Raw genomic sequence first — 23,211 nt, 5'->3', positions numbered from 1 at the left:
AGGCTATGGTTTTCATAAAGGGATTGTGGCGAGATTTACGTACCGCGCCGGTAGATACTCTGGTGAGATGGCAGGAACAGCGCTTTCTGTGGCTGCTAATGGCACTCGCGATGGGTGGGCTCATTATTCTGGCGCACTCCTTCTTCCAGATCTATCTCTATATGGCCCCCTGTGAGCAATGTGTTTACATTCGCTTTGCCATGTTTGTGATGGTTATTGGTGGGCTGATTGCGGCCATAAACCCTAAAAATGTTGCACTGAAACTCATCGGTTGTATTGCAGCATTTTATGGCAGCATCATGGGCATTAAGTTCTCGATCAAACTTAATGATATTCATCATGCGGTACACAACCCAGATCCGGATTCGCTTTTTGGCGTGCAGGGATGCTCCACCGACCCAACGTTCCCATTCAACTTGCCACTGGCAAACTGGGCCCCGGAATGGTTTAAGCCTACCGGGGACTGTGGGTACGACGCCCCTATTGTTCCTGATGGCGTGGCGCTCAGTAGCATGCAGAAGTGGTTTGTCGATCTTTACCAGCAGTCTGAAGGCTGGTATCTGCTCCCGCCATGGCATTTCATGAATATGGCGCAGGCCTGCTTGCTCGCCTTTGGTTTATGTCTGCTGCTGTTGGTGATAATGAGCGGTGCCTGGGCATTGAAACTGGCCAGAACCAGGTAATCTGAATAACAAAACCAAAGCAGAAGTCTGTATTCAGATTTCTGCTTTTTTTACGATGGTTATACAATCCTGCTGCTTGCTTCTCTTCGGTTCAAATCATACAAAACGCAAATTATTTGGCGCAAACAATAATAAATCAATATTTATATATTCTGATTTGCAGAAAAAAATCTCATCTAAATCACAGTTTTACAATAATCACCTTAGAGTCAACACCACGAAAAACAATAATAAAACACCATTCACTCTCTCATCAAACGCAATGCAAATTGCAACATCGAAATATATATACACCAAACTTAATCAATACCGGGTCAAATTCCGAATGTCACGCAAAAACAAAATATCCTGGTGATATAATATCTTAAAAAACCTATTATTTCGACTTAAGCATAAAGGATATTGTATATTACTAAAGGAATGATTGTATGAAACTAGGCAAAGAAACGTTATTAGCCGTGGCTATCGCCACATTAACTACCACCAGTGCCTTCGCCGATGTTGACGGTGGTAGCGGCAAAATAACCTTTACGGGTACCATTATCAATGCCCCTTGCGCCATTGAACCTGACGATATTGACAAGCAGGTTGAGCTGGGTGAAGTTCCTGCCAGCTATATCAATACTAACGGACATTCTGATGCGGTTGATTCCAGCCTTCACTTAGTCAATTGCGATCTGCCACACTCAAATAATGGCAGCGATGTACCTGTGTCCAAAGTTGATGTCACGTTTAGCAGTGACAGCGTTACAACTGAAGATACCAGCCTGCTTAGCAATACTTTTGCCAGTGGTGCAACAAATGTTGGCGTACGCCTTCTGGACAAAACAAGCACGAAGATTACTCTGGGGACCGCAAAAACCATTGATCTAAGTGCAGGGTCAGCGACTCAAATCCTTCCATTCCAGGCCTATATGGAAAAAATTGGCGCAACGGATGTCACCGTGGGCGCTGTCGCCGCGACGGCAACCTACAGACTTACCTATAAGTAGTCACATAATGGTGGCCGGATGGCCACCCTATAACACTTGCAACGCTTGGGTATAGGTAAGGATTGCCATGAATACCTGCAAGGTCGTGGCCTATGGATGTGGGCTACTGTTGTCATTTTCCACTCTGGCCGTCGAATTCAACCTGAATGTACTGGATAAATCCATGCGTAGCAGTGTGGATCTCTCACTACTAAAAGATGATTTCTCAATTGCCCCTGGGAACTACTTTGTCACAATTGCTGTGAATAAAAACCAAATATCCTCTGGCCGCCAACTGAGCTGGGGGAAAAAAGGTGAAGGTGTTGCAGTCTGTATTCCTACCGATCTTGCCGAGCAATTGGGGTTAAAAGAGAAAATTTTACGTTCCCTGCCAATGCAGAACAATTGCGTAGATTTCACCGCATACGCCGACATTGCGTTTACGCTAGACATTGCGAATCAACACCTGGATATTAGTATTCCGCAAGTATTAATGGCATGGAAATCAGAGAGCTGGATGCCGCCATCCACCTGGGATCACGGCGTAAATGGCTTGCTCTTTGACTACAACTTATTTGCCAGCACTTATCGTCCCGATCGGGGTAAAAGTACAGAAAATATAAACTCCTACGGTGCTGCGGGCCTGAATATGGGCGCATGGCGCTTACGTAGCGATTACCAGGTAAGCCAAAATCGCAACGACGAAAACACTCAAACAACACGGAGCATTTCGCGAACCTATCTTTTTCGCCCACTCCCTTCACTGGGTGCCAAACTCACGCTGGGCGAGACGGATTTAAGCTCAAATATCTTCGATGGTTTTTCCTATAATGGCGCTGCTCTGGCCAGTGATGACCGCATGCTACCGTGGGAATTACGTGGCTATGCCCCACAAATCAGCGGTCTCGCACAAACCAATGCAACCGTCACCGTCAGCCACTCCGGTCGCGTGATTTATCAAACAAAGGTTGCTCCTGGCCCCTTTGTCATTACCGATCTCAACCAATCGGTACAGGGTACGCTAGATGTTAAAATCACCGAAGAAGATGGCAGAACCAATACGTTTCAGGTTTCTGCAGCATCCACGCCCTTCTTGACCCGCGAGGGGCAAGTTCGCTACAAAATCGCGGCAGGCCGTGCACGTCCGGACATCTCGCATCATGTGATCGATGAGACCTTTGCCAGTGGAGAAGCCTCGTGGGGAATATTGTCCAATACCTCGCTGTATGGCGGGATCCTCGCAGGAGGCAGCGATTATCGCTCTGCGGCACTCGGCATTGGGCAGAATATGCTATGGCTGGGCGCATTATCCTTTGACGTTACGCGTTCCAGCAGTATTTTCGATGACGGCCATGAAGAAAACGGTCTCAGTTACCGACTGAACTACAGCAAACGCTTTGATGCGACAAACAGCCAGATTTCACTTGCGGCATATCGTTTCTCCGAACGTAAATTTCATAGCTATGCCAACTTTATCGCCCATCAGTACAACAATGCAGATACTCAGGACGAAAAGCAGACCGTTAGCATCTCCTTCAACCAGCCGATCGATCCTTTGCGGATGAATTTGTACGTCAGCGCACTACGCCAGCAATGGTGGGATGGCGACAGCTCTACTACCGCATCCGTAACTGCCGGATTTAACTTTGATGTCGGTGACTGGAAAGGTTTATCGCTCTCGACATCCTTCAGCACAACGCATTACGAAGAGAGTGATAACGATAAGCAGATTTACGTTTCGTTCTCCGTTCCCTTCGACTTTGGTCGGCGGTTGAATTACGACATGCGCAATAGTAGCAACACCACTAACACTCTCTCATGGAATGATTCCTCCGATCCCCGTAATACCTGGGGCGTTTCCGCAGGAACCGCCACCGACAAGCCAGATAACGGCGCGCAATTCAGGGGCAACTACCAGCATACTACCCCTGCGGGCGAGCTACAGTTCTCCGGAAGCTATGCTGCCAGCGACTACACCTCTGTCAGCGCCAGTTGGAGCGGTTCAATGACTGCAACACGTAACGGCATCGCGTTGCACCGTCGCAGCTTTGGCAATGAACCCAGAGTCATGATCGGTGCCGATGGCATTGCCGATATCCCTGTTCAGGGTGACATCAACCGCACCAACCGTTTCGGCTTTGCGGTTGTGCCGATGATATCCAGTTATCAGCCCTCAACTATCGCCGTCAATATGAACGATCTCCCCGACGGCGTCACCGTAGATGAAACGATTACCCGTCAAACATGGACGGAAGGGGCTATTGGTTATAAATCGCTAGTGTCCCGTTCGGGCAAGAACATCACTGTAGCCATCAGAATGGAGAATGGAGACTACCCGCCACTTGGCGCGATCGTTCGGCATATTGCCAGCAATACAGAAGTGGGAATGGTCAGCGAAGAGGGCCATGCCTGGCTTGGCGGTGTAGACAGTGGACAACGTTTTACGGTGCTGTGGGGTGACAAACAGACTTGCACTATCACATTGCCAGACGCACTGGATATCTCCACGCAAAACCTAATTTTACCTTGTCATTAATTAAGGATGAAAAATGACATTACGCAAAGGATTACCGATAGTACTACTCGCTTTATCGCTCACCTCTCACGCGGCAATTCAGCCTGACAGAACGCGAATAATATTCAACGGCAATGAGAAAGCCAGTAGCCTGAAAATCGAAAACCAGAGCAAGCAGTTGCCCTATTTGGCTTATTCGTGGATTGAAAACGAAAAAGGTAATAAGGATGACACATTTTTAGTCGCCCTACCCCCAATCCAACGGTTAAATCCCAGTGCAATTTCACAAGTGCGCATCGTTAAGCAAGATAAGGCTCGTTCACTCCCTCAGGATAGGGAATCCCTCTTTTATTTTAATATCAGAGAAATTCCGCCTGCACCAGAAAATAAGGGAAGCAATGCCATTGTGCAGATGGCCCTGCAATCTCGATTGAAATTGTTCTGGCGTCCAGCCGCATTAAAGAAAAAACCCGGAGCAGAAGTTGAACATCAGCTCAAAATCAACCAGCAGGGAAATACGTTGCAGGTTAACAACCCGACGGCCTACTACATTACACTGGCCTTTTTTGGCAAAGACGATAAAAGCCAGCTATCGGGTTTTAACAGTGAGATGATTAATCCTTTTTCTTCTACCACATTAAATGCGGGAAGTTATCACGGAAATACGTATGTGTTGGGTTATATGGATGATTACGGCGGACTGCGTTTGCTGAACGTAAAATGCCACGGTCAGTGTGATCTTATCGTACCGGAGGCAAAAAAATGATCCGGGTACTGCGTTTATTACTGCTGTTAATATTTATTGCTGCACCCTTTCGTTCAGCGCTGGCGGTACACTGTTATCTTGGTACTTCCGGTGGCCCCGTTGAGGGCCATACCGCTATAGAGCCGTTTGCTGTACCCAATAATGCCCAACCTGGCGACAAAATCTGGGAAAGTAATGATATAAAAATTCCCGTGTACTGTGATAACGCCACTTCCGATGATGGATATAGCGGTGAAAACGCTTATGCCTGGGTTAACCCCTATGCTTCTGTCAATGATACCTACTACCAGTTAGGCGTCACCTACGAAGGCGTTGATTATGACGCGACGCAAGGTGCTATCAGTATTGATACCCACCAGTGTATTGATAATCAGAAACTGAAGATCTATAACCCGGCGCAAATCAAAGCCAGCGGTTGGGAACATTATCTTTGCTCAGGTAATGCGGAAGATACACACTACTCGAGAACGTTTATCGCACGAATGCGTCTGTATGTAAAAGTCATCTCTATGCCTCCCCATGACTACACCAGTAGTATCGGCGATTATATTCTTGTGCAGTTTGATGGTGTTGGTGGTATCAACGTCAGCCCGGATGCCGCTAACCTGAAATATCATGTCACTGGATTAGATCAAATTCGAGTACTGGACTGTAGCGTAAAATTCAACATCTATCCGGAAAATCAGACCATTGACTTTGGCACCTTTAATAATATGGAAATCAATGCCAAAACCATGACCAAAAGTTTCTCCATCAAGACTATAAAGAATTTAAATACAGACAGTGGATGTACTGATACATTCAAAGTTTCATCTTCATTCTATACTACTGAAGAATTAGCAGAAGATGATACTTCACTGAGAATAGGGAATGGCTTGCAATTAAAAATCCGTAATATGGAAGATAATACACTCTCCACCTACAACGCGTACGCAGAGTATGCCGAATTTGATACGGAATTATTGACCAGAGAGAAAAGTTATCAAGCAGAGTTAAGTCAAGTCGCTGGCGAGACCGTTCAGACCGGACCATTTGAAACGGTAGTATTATTTAAAATTAACTACAACTAAGCAAAAAAAGCCGATGACATTGCATCGGCTTTTCTTCATCAAGTCGCTGTGCGATTAACTGGCTTTGCGCTCGTGCGCCTGACGATAAGCCACCAGGTCTTCGATAGTAACCACAGCCATATTATGCTTACCGGCAAATTCGATGCACTCTGGCGCACGCGCCATGGTGCCATCGTCATTGGTCAGCTCACACAGCACCCCGGCTGGTTTAAACCCTGCCAGCGTCATCAGATCGATAGTTGCTTCAGTGTGACCACCACGGGTCAACACGCCGCCAGCCTGAGCACGCAGCGGGAAAACGTGTCCCGGACGGTTCAGATCGGAAGGTTTAGCGCCGTCTTTAACTGCCGCGCGAACCGTGGTAACACGGTCAGCAGCAGAAACGCCGGTGGTTACGCCTTCAGCGGCTTCAATGGTGACAGTAAAGCCCGTACCGTAAGCACTGGTGTTATTTTCCACCATCATTGGCAGATCGAGCTGCTTACGTCGATCTTCAGTGATGCACAGGCAAACAATACCGCTACCGTGACGGATGGTCAGTGCCATCTGTTCAACGGTCATGGTCTCTGCCGGGAAAACCATATCGCCTTCGTTTTCACGATCTTCGTCGTCAAGCACCATCACACCGCGTCCTTCACGCAGCGCAGACAGCGCATGTTCAACACGTTCGAAAGGCGTACCAAAAGAGGAAAGTAGCGTCTGATTCATGGTAAAAAAACCTCACTAAAATTATGGTTACCAGAATCAGGGCAGTCTTAGGAGTACCGTCTAAGCGGCAAAAAAATAACGTGAGCGGGTCCATGCCCGACTGGATCGTTACTCTCTCCCATCCGGACTCTAACCGTCGGCCCCGGAATTACACCGGATCTGCTGACCTTTTCGCGTTCACGAAAAGCGCTCGCGGGCTTTCAACGTCAGTTGATTTACCGCCGGTGGGGAATTTCGCCCCGCCCTGAGAATAAGCGAGTTAACTATAACGCTATTGATTACCTTCATCAACGCCTTTGCTTGACTTAGCTTCACACAATTCTGGTTTATGCCGCTGCCATATCGCACTACAATGGGCAGCAACACGTACCAATTCAGGGAAACCACCATGATTGACCCGAAAAAAATTGAGCAGATTGCTCGTCAGGTCCACGAGTCGATGCCGAAAGGGATCCGCGAGTTTGGGGAAGACGTCGAGAAAAAGATTCGCCAGACGCTGCAATCGCAGCTGACACGCCTGGATCTGGTAAGCCGCGAAGAGTTTGATGTACAAACCCAGGTGTTGCTGCGCACCCGTGAAAAGCTGGCGCTGCTTGAACAACGCCTGACCGAGCTTGAAGCACGTGAGAAACCGGCTGAAGTGAAGCCTGCTCCAGCTATCCCGCCAGTAGATCCGCAAGCATAAAAACGACAACGGGCCGCAAGGCCCGTTAATCTGTTAGTGTTCCAGCTCTAATTTTTTCGCCTCAGTTGCCTGCTGGCAATACAGCGCATAGCGTTTGCAAAACCAACTGCGGTGCTCTTCATCCATGTTGCCGGTTACGGCCTGGATATCAACAGGGTGGCCCTCAGCCTGCATCCTGGCAAAACTACGGGCCAGGAAATCAAAATTGTTCAGTGAATACATATTGCTGTTCATGAGCATACCCTCCAGTTATTGAATATCTGTTAAGGCCATATGCTTTTTCTGATTTCAGTATTTCCCTATACCGGAAGTTGTTCTGTACATAATGTGCGCAAATTTATAGCCCTGGTTCACAGTTTCCTACGAAATCTAAGAGGGGGATGAGCCTCTTTTCGGATTTAAGGAACAGGGGGGACATGCTATTGTAACGTTATGTAAAAGTAAGAGGTAAAACCATCACTTTTGACACTATCAGGGAACGCGGTTACAGGAGGACGATACTTGATCTTATTTGCGGAATATAACAGCCCGTACCTGTTTGCTATTTCATTTGTTCTACTTATTGGCCTACTGGAAATTGTCTCTCTTATTTTTGGTCATTTTCTTTCAGGCGCACTGGATGCGCATCTCGACCACTACGATTCCCTGACCTCCGGCAATATTGGACAAGCGCTGCACTATCTGAATATCGGACGGATTCCCGCGCTGATCGTGCTGTGTTTACTCGCAGGTTTCTTTGGACTCTTCGGCATCCTCGTACAGCATGGCTGGGTCACACTGTGGCAAGCTCCGCTCAGCAACCTGCTGCTTGCGCCGGTGAGTTTTATTCTGGCTGTCTTCGCCGTGCATTACAGCGGAAAAATTATTGCTCCGTGGCTGCCGCGGGATGAAACCACCGCCCTCGCCGAAGAAGAGTTTATCGGTAGCATGGCGATTATTACCGGACATTCCGCGATTGCCGGAACCCCGTGTGAAGGAAAATTTACCGATAAATTCGGGCAAACCCACTATTTGCTGCTGGAACCTGAAACAGGGAAAGAATTTAAAAAAGGGGACAAGGTGCTGATTATCTGCCAACTCTCCGCAACGCGTTATTTAGCAGAGCTAAACCCCTGGCCGAATGTTTTGTAGTTTTATTTTTACTTTAAGGGAATAACACAATGGATGATGTTTTTGGCATGTTACCTTCATGGATGTTTACCGCCATTGTGGCGGTGGTCGTCTTATTAATAATCGGCATTATCTTTGCTCGCCTTTATCGCCGCGCGTCTGCAGAACAGGCATTCGTGCGAACCGGACTTGGTGGGCAGAAAGTGGTGATGAGCGGCGGCGCGATTGTTATGCCTATCTTCCACGAAATCATTCCTATCAACATGAATACCCTCAAGCTCGAGGTCAGCCGTTCCACCGTTGACAGTCTGATCACCAAAGACCGTATGCGTGTTGACGTCGTCGTCGCATTCTTTGTCAGAGTAAAACCCTCCTTTGAAGGTATTGCCACTGCCGCCCAGACGCTGGGGCAACGCACACTGTCACCGGAAGATTTACGTGTACTGATCGAAGATAAATTTGTCGATGCCCTGCGCGCCACCGCATCACAAATGACCATGCATGAACTGCAGGATACCCGAGAAAACTTCGTTCAGGGTGTCCAGAATACCGTGGCGGAAGACCTGTCTAAAAACGGTCTGGAACTGGAAAGCGTCTCGTTAACCAACTTTAACCAGACAGAAAAAGTACATTTCAATCCAAATAACGCCTTCGACGCCGAAGGTCTGACGAAACTGACGCAGGAAACCGAACGTCGTCGTCGCGAACGTAACGAAGTTGAACAGGACGTTGAAGTTGCGGTGCGCGAGAAGAATCGCGATGCGCTGGCGCGCAAACTGGAAATCGAGCAGCAGGAAGCCTTTATGACGCTTGAGCAGGAACAGCAGGTGAAAACCCGCACCGCCGAGCAAAACGCGAAAATCGCCGCCTTTGAGGCCGAACGTCACCGTGAAGCGGAACAGACGCGTATTCTTGCCGAGCGCCAGATTCAGGAGACGGAGATCGAACGCGAGCAGGCCGTTCGTTCGAGAAAAGTCGAAGCCGAGCGTGAAGTTCGCATTAAAGAAATCGAACAACAGCAGGTAACGGAGATTGCTAATCAGACCAAATCCATAGCCATTGCCGCCAAGTCCGAACAGCAGTCTCAGGCCGAAGCGCGCGCTAACGATGCACTGGCTGAAGCGGTTCGCGCTCAGCAGAATGTAGAAACCACCCGCCAGACCGCAGAAGCGGATCGTGCGAAACAGGTTGCGCTGATCGCCGCTGCACAGGATGCAGAAACCCAGGCGGTTGAACTGACCGTCCGGGCGAAGGCCGAAAAAGAAGCCGCAGAATTGCAGGCGGCGGCGATTGTTGAACTGGCCGAAGCCACACGTAAAAAAGGTCTGGCGGAAGCCGAAGCCCAGCGTGCGCTAAACGATGCCATCAACGTGCTTTCCGACGAACAAACCAGTCTGAAGTTCAAACTGGCGCTGTTGCAGTCTCTGCCTGCGGTGATTGAGAAATCTGTGGAGCCGATGAAGTCTATCGACGGGATTAAGATCATCCAGGTTGACGGCCTGAATCGCGGTGGCGCAGTCGGTGAAGTGACCGCAGGTAACGTAAGCGGTGGAAACCTGGCGGAGCAGGCGTTATCAGCCGCCCTTTCTTATCGTACCCAGGCACCGCTGATTGACTCGCTGTTAAATGAAATTGGCTTATCCGGCGGTTCGCTTCACGCCCTCACAACCCCGTTAAACGCATCTGCGGTAGCAGAAGTGAATAATGAAGCAACGGTAAAAGCAGAATAACAACTTCTGCCTCGAATCCCCCATCCCTGGCCCATAAAGCCGGGGATTTTTTATTCTGGGGCGGCGTTTTGCGTGGATGCTCCAGCAATAAGAAATCGGTGGGAAAAAGCCCTTGCCCCTGTCAGGTCGCTCACTAGCAATCGCCTTGTCAGCAAGGGGCTTTAATAAGGAAAGGGTTATGATGCAGCAAGTCATCATACTGGTTGTGCTGTTACTGATAAGTTTCGCCACTTACTAACAGTCAATCAGAGGGGGGAGAAATCCCCTCTCACCCTTATTCCTGTACTTTAGGTCGAAAAAACAGCAGCGTCAACAGCGGGAAACGCACCAAAATGAAAATTTCGACGCGTTTCCAGCATTTGTTATTTATCGCTGTCTTTCTGGATCTTTTTGATGATATTGGTCGTTGAGCAGCCGTCTTCGAAGTTCAGCACCAGCACTTCACCGCCATTAGCCCACACCTCTTCGCTGCCCGCAATCTGCTCCGGCTTATAGTCACCACCTTTTACCAGCAGATCCGGCAGGACGCCCGCAATCAGTCGCTGCGGGGTATCTTCTTCAAAAGAAACGACCCAGTCGACGGACTCCAGCGCGCCCAGCACAATCATGCGTTGCTCAAGCGGGTTGACCGGGCGCGTTTCGCCTTTCAGGCGTTTGGTCGATGCGTCGCTGTTAACGGCCACAATCAGGCGATCGCCCAGCTTACGCGCATTTGCCAGATAGGAGACGTGGCCCGCATGCAGGATGTCAAAAACACCGTTGGTCATCACCACTTTCTCACCGCGCTTGCGGGCGCTGGCAACGGCCTGTTTCAGCTCTGCTTCTGTCATCACGCCAAAGCCGGTATCCGCGCGACCGCGCACAGCGTTTTCCAGCTCAATAGGCGAAACGGTGGACGTCCCCAACTTACCGACGACCACGCCCGCCGCGGCGTTAGCAAAATAGCACGCCTCTTCCAGCGAGTTACCCGCCGCAAGCGTCGCCGCAAGCACGCCGATAACCGTATCGCCTGCACCGGTCACGTCATAGACTTCCTGCGCCTGCGTCGGCATATGCAGCGGTGCTTTACCCGGCTGCAATAGCGTCATCCCCTGCTCGGAACGGGTGATCAGCAGTGCAGAAAGGTCAAAATCAGCAATCACCTTCATGCCGCGCTCAACCAGTTCTTCTTCACTTTTACACTTACCGGCGACCGCTTCAAACTCGGACAGATTTGGCGTCAGCAGCGTTGCACCACGATAGCGTTCAAAATCAGTGCCTTTCGGATCGATAAGCACCGGAACCCCTGCTTTACGCGCCAGGGCAATCATCTGCTGCACGCTGGCCAGCGCGCCTTTGGCATAATCAGAAAGCACCAAGGCACCGATAGAGCCCAGCGCCTGATTAATACGATCGTGCAATGGCTGCGGATCCACACCTTCAAAGCCTTCTTCGAAGTCGAGGCGGATCAGCTGCTGGTTGCGAGAAAGCACACGCAGTTTGGTGATCGTCGGATGCGTCGGCACCGAAACGAAGTCACATTTCACGTTCACGTCCGCCAGCGTTTTACTCAGCGCACGTGCCGCATCGTCAATGCCGGTCAGACCCACCAGACGGGAATTTGCTCCCAGAGAGGCAATGTTCATCGCCACGTTTGCCGCGCCGCCGGGACGTTCTTCAATGGTATCCACTTTAACTACCGGGACCGGGGCTTCTGGTGAAATACGGCTGGTAGGTCCATACCAGTAGCGATCCAGCATCACATCACCGACAACCATGACTCCTGCACGTTCAAACTCTGGCAGCGTTACTTTCATTCCTGTCTCCTGAGAGATTCTCTGAGGGTCTTAAAATTTGCGCGCGATCATAGCACACTTCACTCGGCAACCAGCCACTTCTGCCAGCTGTCACGCACCAGCGTACGCTCAGCGCTGAAGCACTCCGGCGCCACATGGCCCGGAAGCTCCTGCAACGCAAGGTGATGGAGTTCATCACGCAGCGTGGTATAGGCGCGAGTCAGCGCCAGCGCTTCCTGCTCATCCATAATGTCGTTTTGCGCCAGTAATTCCAGAATGCGCACGTTATCCGACCAACGCGTCAGCTTCGGTTTTTCATGGGCATAGCGCAGTACCAGATATTGAGTAATAAACTCAATGTCGGTGATACCGCCTTCATCCGCTTTGATATCAAAGCGATCGCGATGCTTATTACCTAAATGGGAACGCATTTTCTCACGCATTTCGCGCACATCGGTCTGCAACGTTTTTGCGTCACGGGCGAGAGTCATGATATCGCGACGCACTGCGTCAAACTGAGAGGTCAGCTGCGGGTCGCCGTACACTACGCGAGCACGCACCAGCGCCTGATGCTCCCATGTCCAGGCTTCGTTGCGCTGGTAATCGGCGAAGGCTTCGGTTGATGTCACCAGCATGCCTGCGGCACCGGACGGACGCAGTCGCGCATCCACCTCATACAAAATGCCGGAAGACGTACGGGTACTGAACAGATGCATGATGCGCTGGGAGAGGCGCAAATAGAACTGCCGCCCGTCAATTTCACGCTCGCCATCGGTCATCACGTCCATCGGGCAATCGTGCAGGAAGATCAAATCGAGATCGGAGCTGTAACCCAGCTCCCAACCGCCCAGCTTGCCGTAACCGACGACGGCAAAACCGCGGCCTTCGCGATCGCCAAGATGCGTCGGTTGCCCGTAGCGGGCGACCATTTGCGTCCACGCCTGCTGGACTACAGCATCAATAATGGCTTCAGCCAGCCAGGTTAAATGGTCGCTCACCTTCATAACCGGCAACGTCCCGGCGATATCGGCCGCCGCAATACGCAGCAGTTGCGTCTGCTTAAATTGACGCAGCGCTTCCAGTTGCTGCTCTTCGTCATCTTCCGGTACGCGCAGCAAATACTGGCGTAGCTCATCGCGGTAGGCGTCCGTCGCGGTGGGCTGATACAAGGTGTTTGGATCCAGCAGCTCGTCGAGCAACAGCGGATAACGCGCCAGCTGGCTGGCGACCATCGGCGAGGCAGCGCACAGTGAAATCAGGTGCTTCAGCGCCCCGGGAAATTCGCTCAGCAATTCCAGATAGGTCGTGCGGGTGACAATACCCACCAGCAGCGGGGTAATACGCGACAGCGGCACTGAGGCATCATCACGGGAGCAGACATCGCTCAGCAAATGCGGCATCAAATGATCCAGCACCTGGCGTCCACGCGGACCGATGGTGCGCTTATCCAGCTCTTTGCGAAAATCTGCGATCAGGGCCAGCACGCGGCGTCGATCGTCATCCGCCAGATGCGTCAGCACCGGGGTAGTGTCATCTTCCTGCAAGGCATCCTGCCACAGTTCGCGCCACTGTTCCGACAGCGACTCTTCCTGGGTATCGGTTTCATCATCGCCGATTAACTCGTTGAACACCCGACGCACGTTACCCATGTGAACGGCCAGCACATCAGTTAACTGCGACCAGTCATCCGCCCCCATGGCCCACGCCAGCCGCGCGCGGTTCAGCTCATCGCCCGGCAGCGTCTGGGTCTGTTCATCGTTAATACTCTGCAACAGGTTTTCCAGACGACGTAAAAAGAGGTAAGCCGCACGCAGGTGATCCGCATCGGTATCAGACAACAAATGCAGTGCATTGATGGCGCTAAGCGTAGGCAGCAGCGAACGAGATTGCAGCGACGGCTCGCGCCCGCCGCGAATAAGCTGGAAGACCTGGACGATAAATTCGATTTCACGAATGCCGCCTGCCCCCAGCTTAATGTTATCTTTCAGGCCGCGGCGGCGCACTTCACGGGCAATCATCCCTTTCATATTACGCAGCGACTGGATCACGCTGAAATCGATATAGCGACGAAAGACAAAAGGCCGCAGCATGGCGCGCAGTTCGCTGACGTAGGTGCCGTCAACGTCGCCCATAATACGCGCCTTAACCATCGCGTAGCGTTCCCAGTCGCGCCCTTGTTCCTGGTAATAATCCTCCAGTGCGGAGAAGCTCAGCACCAGCGGGCCGCTGTCACCAAACGGACGTAAGCGCATATCCACCCGATAGACAAACCCATCCATTGTCGGTTGGTCTAACACTTTGATCAGCCGCTGGCCCATTCGGGTAAAGAACTGCGCGTTATCCAGCTCACGCCGTCCGCCCTGCGTTGAGCCATGTTCCGGCCAGGCGAAGATCAGGTCAATATCAGAGGAAAAATTCAGCTCGCCGCCGCCCAGTTTTCCCATCCCCAAAATCAGCAGCGGCTGCGGGGTACCGTCAAAACTGCACGGGGTTCCCCACTCACGACAGCAGGCGTCATACAACCAGTCTCGCGCGGCAATAATCAGCGTTTCGGCCAGATGGCTTAACTGCTGCAAAATACTCTCTTCTGTTACCAGCGACAGCGTCTGCGCCCAGGCAATGCGCACCATAATGCGGCGGCGAAAAACGCGCAGTTCACGCATCAGCGCCGGTTCATCATAGACGTCAGCCAATGCTTGCTGCAGCCAGCCGCCGTAATGCTGCCATTCATCCGCCAGCGGCGGTGCGCTTTCCAGCTCTGCCAGCCACTCGGGGTGGGCAATCAGGCTGTCGCGAACAAAATCACTGAATGTGAGCACTGACTTCGCCTGCATGCTAAGCGACGCTTCAGGTATTGCTGCTGGCAGCCGCTCAACAACGGTCGGCCAGTACTGCTGTAACGATGAAGAGAGCTGCTGCATTTACGGGTTATCCTTTGCAAATTGCGATCAAGGGTTCAGCCTCGTGGGCCTGATTATCGCTTACCGCTGTGCAGCCAGAATGGCTCCTCAGAGATCGCTTCGTTACGATAGTGTTCAATTTCAATATGTTGGCGAGTCATGATGGCATGACGTAAGCCCTGCCAGTTAGCAATCCATTCCGCTGCCACATTTTTGTCGTAGTAGCCCGCCAGCATCAGAATGCTGTCAATATTACGCGTCAGGCGTGGGATCTGATCGGCATACTGATCGCCCAATGGCTGAGAAAAAACCGATTTCAATTCAGCGGCATGTCGAGAAAGATGGGTATCAGAGAAACGCTTGAATGAATCGGCAATCTTGGTCTGCGCTTTCGCATCGAGGAACGGTTGCCACCCTTTGCTCACCAGCCACTCGGTGAGCGCCAGTTTTGCCATCGCCGTTTGCGGGTTGTAAACCGCAGACACCGCAGAAACTTCAGAAGCAATGGTGGCTTCCGACTGGACCAGCAAATCACGTAAGTGAGCGCTCGCTTTACGCGGAACATTCCCGCCAAACAGCATCAGGATGTGACGCACCAGCCCCATCGCCGCCAGTACTTCGGCTTTTGCGCCTTTTACGCCGCGAACCCATAACTCCTCATGATACTGCCATTGCGCCAATGCCAGCTCCAGCGCGGCTTCCAGCCCCTGCTCAATGCTGGCCTTGGCCGGGACTTGCAGAATGCTCGTCGGCTTCAGTTCTCGCGGAGCATTTCCTCGCGCCAGATGATAACCACGCGCCGCCTTACTCAGGCTGCCCTGGCGTAAGCCGGTTTGCGAAACCAACTGGTTTGCCAGCTTCAGTACCGCACGGGTATCGCCACTTAGCAATTCGAGTTCAAGTTCACAGATGGGTTCAGCAAACTCGCCCGCTTTCACTTCCCCCAGATCGAGGGCCATTTCAATCCTGCTACCGTCGACATCAAGGTGCCATTTCTCACGGTAAAAATGGGTGCTGAACAGCGGTTGTACCTGAGAGGCGAGATCGGCTGGCAGCTCACCATTCGGCCAGACGTCGGCTGGAAGCAGCGTCAGATCCAGCTCAGGCGCGCTTAGCGCAACGTTATATTCCGGCCGTTGATGCAAACCCCCCGTCACCCGTCCGGCAATTTTCAGGGTCATTTCATAATGACCGTTCTCGCCGCGAATACGCAGTCCCATATCATGGCTACGCAACCATCCATCCGGCGTTTCGTAGTAAATATTCTGCAACTGGCTGGGCGCATGATGCTCTCCCCCCAGCGTATTCAGACGTTCGCGTAATGCATCAACAGCATCATTGTTGACGATAAATTTTAATTCGATTTCCTGGGCCATGGTCTTGTACTTATGGGTTATGTCACAGTTGAGTAAACAGACTGCGAACTAAGTTCGTTCTTGATTGTCAGTAGATAGTATTTTGCGCCAAATTGCCATGCAACGAGCAATTTGACGGGCGTAAAAGTTTCGAGTAGTGGCAAAAAGGACACAGATGATTCCGATTGATGTCGAATGCTTTGCGTAGAGACACTGATGCCACTACTATCGTTCCACTTTCTATGACAATAACGACAGCCTGATGCCAAAATTACGCCTGATTGGATTAACTTTACTTGCACTTAGCGCCACTGCCGTCTCCCATGCCGAAGAAAAGCGCTATGTCTCTGATGAACTGAACACCTGGGTCCGTAGCGGTCCGGGAGATAATTATCGCCTCGTGGGTACGGTTAACGCCGGCGAGGAAGTGATTTTGTTACAGACCGATGCCAGCACCAATTACGCCCAGGTGAAAGACAGCACCGGACGTACTGCCTGGATCCCGCTGAAAGAGCTGAACAGTACGCCAAGCCTGCGTACCCGCGTTCCTGATCTGGAAAACCAGGTTAAAACGCTGACTGATAAGCTCAATAATATCGATACCACATGGAATCAGCGCACCGCCGATATGCAGCAAAAAGTGGCGCAAAGCGACAGCGTGATCGACGGGTTAAAAGCAGAAAACCAGAAGCTGAAGAACGAGCTTATCGTGGCGCAAAAGAAAGTCAGCGCAGCCAACCTGCAGCTGGATGACAAGCAGCGTACCATCATCATGCAGTGGTTTATGTATGGCGGCGGCGTGCTGGGACTGGGTCTGCTACTCGGCCTGGTGCTGCCGCATATGATCCCAAGCCGTAAACGAAAAGATCGCTGGATGAACTGAATCGCCTTCTCCGCCACACTGACATATGATTAAGGGATGATTTTTTTCAAAAGGAAAGTGGCGTGAAGATTTATCTGGTCGGTGGAGCTGTTCGGGATGCGTTATTAAGACTACCGGTTAAAGATAAAGATTGGGTTGTCGTCGGCGCCACGCCGCAACAGATGCTTGACGCGGGCTACCAGCAGGTAGGCCGCGATTTTCCTGTTTTTCTCCATCCGCAAACGCGTGAAGAGTATGCGCTGGCGCGTACCGAACGAAAATCAGGCTCAGGCTACACCGGATTTACCTGCTACGCTGCGCCAGACGTAACGCTGGAAGCCGATCTCCAGCGCCGCGACCTGACGATCAACGCGATGGCCCGCGATGACGACGGGGAGATTTTCGACCCGTATCACGGACGTCACGATCTGGAAAATCGTCTACTGCGCCATGTATCCCCCGCTTTTAGCGAAGATCCGCTGCGCGTGTTGCGCGTGGCGCGCTTTGCTGCCCGCTACGCGCACCTCAGCTTTCGCATCGCCGATGAAACCATGGCGTTAATGCGCAAGATGACCGCCGCCGGAGAACTGGAGCATCTGACGCCGGAGCGGGTTTGGAAAGAAACAGAAAATGCGTTAACCACCCGTAATCCACAGGTCTTTTTTCAGGTCCTGCGCGACTGCGGCGCACTGCGCGTCCTGTTCCCGGAAATAGATGCGCTGTTTGGCGTCCCGGCACCGGCCCAGTGGCACCCGGAAATCGACACCGGCATTCACACGCTGATGACACTCTCGATGGCGGCCATGTTAAGCCCGAACGTTGACGTGCGTTTCGCTACGTTGTGCCACGATGTAGGTAAGGCACTGACGCCAAAATCGCTGTGGCCGCGCCATCACGGTCATGGCCCTGCGGGCGTCAAGCTGGTAGAACAACTCTGCCAGCGCCTGCGCGTACCCAATGACATCCGCGATTTAGCCAAACTGGTAGCTGAATTCCACGATCTGATTCATACCTTCCCGATCCTGCAGCCGAAAACCATCGTTAAGCTTTTTGATTCTATCGATGCCTGGCGTAAACCGCAGCGTGTGGAGCAAATTGCCCTGACCAGCGAGGCCGACGTACGGGGGCGAACCGGTTTTGAAGCCGCGGATTATCCGCAGGGCAGACTGCTGCGCGAGGCCTGGCAGGTTGCACAGACAGTGCCAACGAAAGATGTCGTTGAGGCGGGATTCAAAGGACCAGAAATACGCGAAGAGTTAACCCGGCGTCGCATTGCGGCGGTGGCAAACTGGAAGGAACAGCGCTGCCCGAAAGCGTAGGCAGCGCGTCTGGTGATTTTTTAGAAGAACACCACGTAAACGGCGGCAGCCACTACAAAACGATAAATCGCAAACGGAATGAACGAGATACGTTTAATCAGTTGCAGGAAGGTTTTGATCGCCACCAGCGCTACCACAAACGCCGTCACGAAGCCTACTGCAAACATCGGGATATCTGACGTACTCAGGAACGACCAGCTTTTGTAGAGATCCAGCGCCGTGGCGCCCATCATCATCGGCACCGCCAGCAGGAAGGAGAATTCCGATGCCGCGTAGCGGCTCACACCCATTAGCATACCGCCTGAAATGGTCGCCCCGGAGCGGGAAAATCCCGGCCACAGCGCCAGACACTGGAAGCAACCAATCATAAACGCCTGACGATAAGTCATATCGTCCAGACCCGGCGCGCGCGGCTCTTTAGGCTTCAGGCATTCTGCGGCAATCAGCAGCACGCCCCCCACCACCAGCGCATACATCACGTTGATCGGGTTAAACAGTGATTTGATGGTGTCGTGAAATATCAATCCCAGCACCACCGCCGGGATCATCCCTAACAGGATATGCCCCAGCGTCAGCCGTCCCTTCCCGGTGCCTTCATGCGGGGCTTTACCAAAGTGAATGCCAATCAGACCAAACAAGCGTCGCCAGAACATCACCACGACCGCCAGAATAGATCCGAGTTGGATCACGACTTCAAATGTTTTTGCGGTATCGCCTTCAAATCCCAGCAGGTGACCAACAATAATCATATGGCCAGTACTGGAAACGGGTAGAAATTCCGTCAATCCCTCGACCACACCCAAAATTGCCGCCACCAGCAGCGAGTGCATATCACTCATCAATTAACCCCTAGATAGAAAACCACGGCAAAACAGAGCCAACGTTAGGACTCTTTTATACCCGTTTGGTTTAGATATTATTAATTTAATTATTTTCTTTCAGATTATTGCCACGCTCAATGATAACGCCGACGTTTGCTGCCCGCGCCACCGCCCCTGGTTTGCTGAGTTTGATGCGTACCCACGGGGAATTAAAGCGGCTCAGCAGAAGATCTGCCACCTCTTCCGCTACGCGTTCAACCAGCGCAAAACGCCCGCCTTCCACATGGCTGACAACCGTTTGTGCGATATCAGCATAGCTCAGACAATCAGCAACATCGTCGCTTTTGGCTGACTTGCGGTTATCCCACGCCATTTCGATATCGAACACCAGTTTTTGTTCGATCGTTTGTTCCCAGTCGTAAACACCGATAGTGGTGATTACCGAAAGTTGCTCTATAAATACAATATCCATCACGACCTGCCTGCTTTTTGGCTAACCCGGATACCACTTCCGGCGAAATATGCGTATTATCCACAGAAGTAGCGTTTTACACGACATTTTCAAAACGGAACAGCTTATGAGTGCAATCGCGCCTGGAATGATTATCTTCGCGTACCTCTGCGGCTCAATTTCCAGTGCCATTCTGGTATGCCGCCTCGCTGGATTACCTGACCCGCGTGACAGCGGTTCTGGAAATCCGGGCGCGACAAACGTATTGCGAATCGGTGGCAAGGGAGCCGCCGTAGCCGTGCTGATTTTTGATGTCCTGAAGGGTATGTTACCCGTGTGGGGTGCCTACGCGCTAGGCGTCAGCCCTTTCTGGTTGGGGTTAATTGCTATTGCCGCCTGCCTGGGACACATCTGGCCGGTGTTCTTCGGCTTTAAAGGTGGGAAAGGCGTCGCCACCGCCTTTGGCGCCATTGCGCCGATTGGCTGGGATTTAACCGGCGTAATGGCTGGCACCTGGCTGCTGACCGTCTTACTGAGCGGTTATTCATCGTTAGGCGCCATCGTCAGCGCCCTGATAGCCCCGTTCTATGTCTGGTGGTTCAAACCGCAGTTCACCTTCCCGGTTTCCATGCTGTCGTGCTTAATTTTGCTGCGCCATCATGACAACATCCAGCGTCTGTGGCGTCGCCAGGAGACGAAGATCTGGACCAAGCTGAAGAAAAAGCGCGAAAAAGATCCTGAGTGATGATATTGCCGGATGGCGACGTTAATGCGTCTTATCCGGCCCATAGCTTAAAGGATTTGATACCCATCAGCCGGCTTGCCCAACCGCTGCTGGCACCACGTTGCCAGAAACTCCACGCACACCCGCAGTTTGACGCTGCGATACAACGGTTCCTGGTACACCGCCCAAATATTGGCGCTCTGCGCATACTGCGGCAATACGCGAACCAGTTCACCGCTGAGCAGAAACGGCTGCACGTCCCACTCAGAACGCAGCATGATCCCTTTTCCCTGTAACGCCCAATGCAACACAATCTCACCGCTGTTGGAAGAAAGGTGTCCCGCCACTTTGACCGTTTTTTTCTCCTGGCCATTATCAAGTTCCCACACCCCGTGAGTCATATCGCGTTCTTTGGTTACCAGACAATCATGGCGACTTAATTCCTGTAGCGTTTTTGGTCCGCCGTATTTTTGTAAATATGCCGGTGCTGCACACAATATTCTTTTATTTTTCGTTAACAAATGCGCAATATAATAATCGGGGATATCATCGTTAATACGAATATCCAGGTCGATATTATCCTGGGCTAAATCAATTTGTCGGTCGTACAGTTCAAAATGCACCTGTAATTCAGGATAGCGGTGCATTAATTCGGTAATTGCCGGGGCAATATAACTGCGACCAAATCCAAAACTACAGCCAATACGGATCATCCCTTCCGGGCGCGTTTTGATCTGCGTGACGTCATCCACCAGATGCTGATAACGGGCGAGGATCTCCTGCGCATGTTCATAGCACCGCTGACCGCTTTCCGTTAACGCCATGCCGCGCGCGGAGCGGTTGAGCAGCGTAGCCCCCAGCGTAGACTCAAGGATCTGAATGCGTTTTGTCACAAACGCGGGCGTCTGCCCAAGGGTCGCCGCTGCCGCGCTAAAGCTGCCGCTATGAACAATTTCAACCAGGACCTGCAGGTCTTTCGCCAGGGGATAGGTATTCAGCATGTTCAGGATATCCGTGAAGGTGTTAACCGCAGTGTAATTCCCCGGAACAAAGTAAACCCTGCCTTTGCGCAATTTTTATTGCCTTAAGCGGGCATCATTCACGAACTGTTAATTAGTTATTCACAGCGCTAAAAAATATAAAACCACATTTTTAGTGGTAGTTTGTAGCGGAGAATTTATTTCCAGACAAATAAAAGAACTGGAGTTGACATGATGAGCAATAAAAATAACCAAAATGCGATAAATACGCTGACTAACATTGTCGCAGACTTTACCGCCATGATTTCTACCCGTATGCCCGACGACGTCGTGGATAAATTAAAACAACTACGCGAAGGCGAGACTTCGCCGATGGGTAAAATTATCTACCACACCATGTTTGACAACATGCAAAAGGCGATCGACCTGAATCGCCCGGCGTGCCAGGACACCGGTGAAATCATGTTCTTTGTGAAGGTCGGTTCGCGTTTTCCGCTGCTGGGTGAACTGCAAAGCATTTTGAAACAGGCCGTTGAAGACGCCACCGTGAAAGCACCGCTACGCCATAACGCGGTAGAGATTTTTGACGAAGTGAACACCGGCAAAAATACCGGCACCGGCGTGCCGTGGGTCACCTGGGACATCATCCCTGACGGCGATGACGCAGAGATCGAAGTCTACATGGCAGGCGGCGGCTGCACGCTACCGGGGCGTTCCAAGGTATTAATGCCTTCTGAAGGCTACGAAGGCGTGGTGAAGTTTGTTTTTGAGAACATCTCAACGCTGGCAGTCAACGCCTGCCCACCGGTGCTGGTGGGCGTAGGGATCGCGACGTCCGTTGAAACCGCAGCCGTACTGTCACGCAAAGCCGTGCTGCGCCCGATTGGCTCACGCCATCCCAATCCCAAAGCCGCCGAGCTGGAGCTGCGCCTGGAAGAGGGTCTTAATCGCCTGGGCATTGGCCCACAAGGGCTGACAGGCAACAGTTCCGTGATGGGCGTGCATATCGAATCCGCCGCACGCCACCCGTCAACTATCGGCGTTGCCGTTTCTACCGGCTGCTGGGCTCACCGTCGCGGCACGCTGTTGGTTCATGCCGATCTCTCCTTCGAAAATCTGTCTCACACCCGGAGCGCGTTATGAAAAAGATCCTGACAACCCCGATCAAAGCCGAAGATCTGGAAGACATTCACGTCGGCGATGTCATTTATCTGACCGGTACGTTGGTGACCTGTCGCGACGTGTGCCACCGCCGCTTGATCGAACTAAAGCGCCCGATCCCTTACGATCTGAACGGTAAAGCCATTTTCCACGCCGGACCGATCGTGCGTAAAAACGTTGAAAAATGGGAAATGGTCTCCGTCGGCCCAACCACCAGCATGCGTATGGAAGCCTTTGAGAAAGAGTTTATCCAGCAGACTGGCGTCAAGCTGGTGGTCGGCAAGGGCGGCATGGGACCGCTGACCGAAGAAGGCTGCAAGCAGTTTAAAGCACTGCACGTGATCTTCCCGGCTGGCTGCGCAGTTGTGGCGGCAACCCAGGTTGAAGAAATTGAAGAAGTGCACTGGACGGAGCTGGGCATGCCGGAATCCCTGTGGGTGTGTCGGGTTAAAGAGTTCGGCCCGTTGATTGTTTCCATCGATACCCACGGCAACAACCTAATCGCCGAAAACAAAAAGCTGTTCGCTCAACGTCGTGACCCTATTGTCGACGAAATCTGCGAGCACGTGCACTACATCAAATAACTCTCCCGGAGAGGCGCAACCCTCTCCTCCTTTCGCAGGGA

22 protein-coding genes and 1 riboswitch are annotated in these 23,211 nt (G+C 51.8%); of the genes, 14 read left to right on the top strand and 8 right to left on the bottom strand.

Going from position 1 to position 23,211, the window contains the following annotated elements; translation table 11 throughout:
• The first annotated feature begins 5 nt into the window (after window positions 1-5).
• From dsbI to JQ822_RS08945, 5 genes are all read left to right on the top strand, one after another.
• Window positions 6-683 carry a protein-disulfide oxidoreductase DsbI gene (gene dsbI / locus JQ822_RS08965; RefSeq protein WP_213133181.1) on the top strand — a complete coding sequence of 226 codons (678 nt, stop codon included), beginning with the start codon at window positions 6-8 and terminating at the stop codon, window positions 681-683.
• A 428-nt stretch (window positions 684-1,111) separates the two neighbouring features.
• Window positions 1,112-1,675, top strand: a complete 564-nt coding sequence (locus JQ822_RS08960; RefSeq protein ID WP_213133180.1) for a fimbrial protein — start codon at window positions 1,112-1,114, stop codon at window positions 1,673-1,675.
• 67 nt (window positions 1,676-1,742) lie between these two features.
• Complete coding sequence (locus JQ822_RS08955; protein WP_213133179.1) at window positions 1,743-4,190, top strand: fimbria/pilus outer membrane usher protein; 2,448 nt, start codon at window positions 1,743-1,745, stop codon at window positions 4,188-4,190.
• A 13-nt stretch (window positions 4,191-4,203) separates the two neighbouring features.
• Window positions 4,204-4,935 carry a fimbrial biogenesis chaperone gene (locus tag JQ822_RS08950; RefSeq protein ID WP_213133178.1) on the top strand — a complete coding sequence of 244 codons (732 nt, stop codon included), beginning with the start codon at window positions 4,204-4,206 and terminating at the stop codon, window positions 4,933-4,935.
• Window positions 4,932-6,005: a type 1 fimbrial protein gene (locus JQ822_RS08945; RefSeq protein WP_213133177.1), complete on the top strand. Its 1,074-nt coding sequence runs from the start codon at window positions 4,932-4,934 to the stop codon at window positions 6,003-6,005. The genes JQ822_RS08950 and JQ822_RS08945 overlap by 4 nt, the downstream gene beginning before the upstream one ends.
• A gap of 54 nt (window positions 6,006-6,059) precedes the next feature.
• Here the strand turns inward: JQ822_RS08945 and ribB are convergent, their stop codons facing one another.
• Window positions 6,060-6,713, bottom strand: a complete 654-nt coding sequence (ribB, locus tag JQ822_RS08940) for a 3,4-dihydroxy-2-butanone-4-phosphate synthase (RefSeq protein ID WP_103769751.1) — start codon at window positions 6,711-6,713, stop codon at window positions 6,060-6,062.
• Window positions 6,714-6,819: 106 nt separating this feature from the next.
• Window positions 6,820-6,969: riboswitch (FMN riboswitch) on the bottom strand.
• Between the two features lie 132 nt (window positions 6,970-7,101).
• On the opposite strand from ribB, the gene ubiK reads away from it, so the two are divergent.
• On the top strand, window positions 7,102-7,398 hold the full coding sequence (gene ubiK, locus JQ822_RS08935; RefSeq protein ID WP_135953046.1) for a ubiquinone biosynthesis accessory factor UbiK: 297 nt from the start codon (window positions 7,102-7,104) through the stop codon (window positions 7,396-7,398).
• A 33-nt stretch (window positions 7,399-7,431) separates the two neighbouring features.
• Here ubiK and glgS read toward each other — a convergent pair whose 3' ends face one another.
• A complete protein-coding gene (glgS, locus tag JQ822_RS08930) occupies window positions 7,432-7,638 on the bottom strand; it encodes a cell surface composition regulator GlgS (protein WP_096755633.1) in 207 nt (68 codons plus the stop codon).
• Window positions 7,639-7,899: 261 nt separating this feature from the next.
• Between glgS and JQ822_RS08925 the strand changes: the two genes are divergently transcribed.
• From JQ822_RS08925 to JQ822_RS24630, 3 genes are all read left to right on the top strand, one after another.
• Window positions 7,900-8,529: an OB-fold-containig protein gene (locus tag JQ822_RS08925; protein WP_213133176.1), complete on the top strand. Its 630-nt coding sequence runs from the start codon at window positions 7,900-7,902 to the stop codon at window positions 8,527-8,529.
• Between the two features lie 29 nt (window positions 8,530-8,558).
• Window positions 8,559-10,238 carry a flotillin family protein gene (locus tag JQ822_RS08920; protein WP_213133175.1) on the top strand — a complete coding sequence of 560 codons (1,680 nt, stop codon included), beginning with the start codon at window positions 8,559-8,561 and terminating at the stop codon, window positions 10,236-10,238.
• Between the two features lie 178 nt (window positions 10,239-10,416).
• The gene (locus JQ822_RS24630) at window positions 10,417-10,476 is read left to right on the top strand and encodes a type I toxin-antitoxin system Ibs family toxin (protein WP_446715008.1); all 60 of its coding nucleotides are present in this window, start codon (window positions 10,417-10,419) and stop codon (window positions 10,474-10,476) included.
• 124 nt (window positions 10,477-10,600) lie between these two features.
• On the opposite strand, the gene hldE is transcribed toward JQ822_RS24630, so the two are convergent.
• Genes hldE through JQ822_RS08900 form a run of 3 tightly spaced genes read right to left on the bottom strand, consistent with a single transcriptional unit; the run spans window position 10,601 to window position 16,289 of the window.
• Window positions 10,601-12,034, bottom strand: coding sequence for a bifunctional D-glycero-beta-D-manno-heptose-7-phosphate kinase/D-glycero-beta-D-manno-heptose 1-phosphate adenylyltransferase HldE (gene hldE / locus JQ822_RS08910; protein WP_181617940.1), 1,434 nt, complete (start codon window positions 12,032-12,034; stop codon window positions 10,601-10,603).
• A gap of 59 nt (window positions 12,035-12,093) precedes the next feature.
• Window positions 12,094-14,934: a bifunctional [glutamate--ammonia ligase]-adenylyl-L-tyrosine phosphorylase/[glutamate--ammonia-ligase] adenylyltransferase gene (gene glnE / locus JQ822_RS08905; protein ID WP_213133173.1), complete on the bottom strand. Its 2,841-nt coding sequence runs from the start codon at window positions 14,932-14,934 to the stop codon at window positions 12,094-12,096.
• A 53-nt stretch (window positions 14,935-14,987) separates the two neighbouring features.
• Window positions 14,988-16,289, bottom strand: a complete 1,302-nt coding sequence (locus JQ822_RS08900) for a CYTH domain-containing protein (RefSeq protein ID WP_213133172.1) — start codon at window positions 16,287-16,289, stop codon at window positions 14,988-14,990.
• Between the two features lie 241 nt (window positions 16,290-16,530).
• On the opposite strand from JQ822_RS08900, the gene JQ822_RS08895 reads away from it, so the two are divergent.
• Both JQ822_RS08895 and JQ822_RS08890 read left to right on the top strand, forming a co-directional pair.
• Window positions 16,531-17,151: a TIGR04211 family SH3 domain-containing protein gene (locus tag JQ822_RS08895; protein ID WP_213133171.1), complete on the top strand. Its 621-nt coding sequence runs from the start codon at window positions 16,531-16,533 to the stop codon at window positions 17,149-17,151.
• Window positions 17,152-17,213: 62 nt separating this feature from the next.
• On the top strand, window positions 17,214-18,449 hold the full coding sequence (locus tag JQ822_RS08890) for a multifunctional CCA addition/repair protein (RefSeq protein WP_213133170.1): 1,236 nt from the start codon (window positions 17,214-17,216) through the stop codon (window positions 18,447-18,449).
• Window positions 18,450-18,469: 20 nt separating this feature from the next.
• On the opposite strand, the gene bacA is transcribed toward JQ822_RS08890, so the two are convergent.
• Both bacA and folB read right to left on the bottom strand, forming a co-directional pair.
• Window positions 18,470-19,288, bottom strand: coding sequence for an undecaprenyl-diphosphate phosphatase (gene bacA, locus JQ822_RS08885; RefSeq protein WP_213133169.1), 819 nt, complete (start codon window positions 19,286-19,288; stop codon window positions 18,470-18,472).
• An 85-nt stretch (window positions 19,289-19,373) separates the two neighbouring features.
• Window positions 19,374-19,742, bottom strand: coding sequence for a bifunctional dihydroneopterin aldolase/7,8-dihydroneopterin epimerase (gene folB, locus JQ822_RS08880; protein ID WP_196209953.1), 369 nt, complete (start codon window positions 19,740-19,742; stop codon window positions 19,374-19,376).
• A gap of 106 nt (window positions 19,743-19,848) precedes the next feature.
• Here folB and plsY point away from each other — a divergent pair, with 106 nt between their 5' ends.
• Entirely contained in the window at window positions 19,849-20,466 is a 618-nt protein-coding gene (gene plsY, locus JQ822_RS08875) for a glycerol-3-phosphate 1-O-acyltransferase PlsY (RefSeq protein ID WP_135324297.1), read from the top strand.
• A 47-nt stretch (window positions 20,467-20,513) separates the two neighbouring features.
• Here plsY and ttdR read toward each other — a convergent pair whose 3' ends face one another.
• Entirely contained in the window at window positions 20,514-21,446 is a 933-nt protein-coding gene (gene ttdR, locus JQ822_RS08870; protein ID WP_213133539.1) for an L-tartrate utilization transcriptional activator TtdR, read from the bottom strand.
• Between the two features lie 210 nt (window positions 21,447-21,656).
• On the opposite strand from ttdR, the gene ttdA reads away from it, so the two are divergent.
• Window positions 21,657-22,568: a L(+)-tartrate dehydratase subunit alpha gene (ttdA, locus tag JQ822_RS08865; RefSeq protein ID WP_213133168.1), complete on the top strand. Its 912-nt coding sequence runs from the start codon at window positions 21,657-21,659 to the stop codon at window positions 22,566-22,568.
• Complete coding sequence (gene ttdB, locus JQ822_RS08860; RefSeq protein WP_213133167.1) at window positions 22,565-23,170, top strand: L(+)-tartrate dehydratase subunit beta; 606 nt, start codon at window positions 22,565-22,567, stop codon at window positions 23,168-23,170. Before ttdA ends, ttdB begins: the two co-directional genes overlap by 4 nt.
• Window positions 23,171-23,211: the final 41 nt, after the last annotated feature.

It is taken from the genome of Citrobacter sp. FP75, from assembly GCF_018342065.1.
Lineage (GTDB): Bacteria > Pseudomonadota > Gammaproteobacteria > Enterobacterales > Enterobacteriaceae > Citrobacter.
This window is presented reverse-complemented; position numbering and strand designations above follow the sequence as displayed.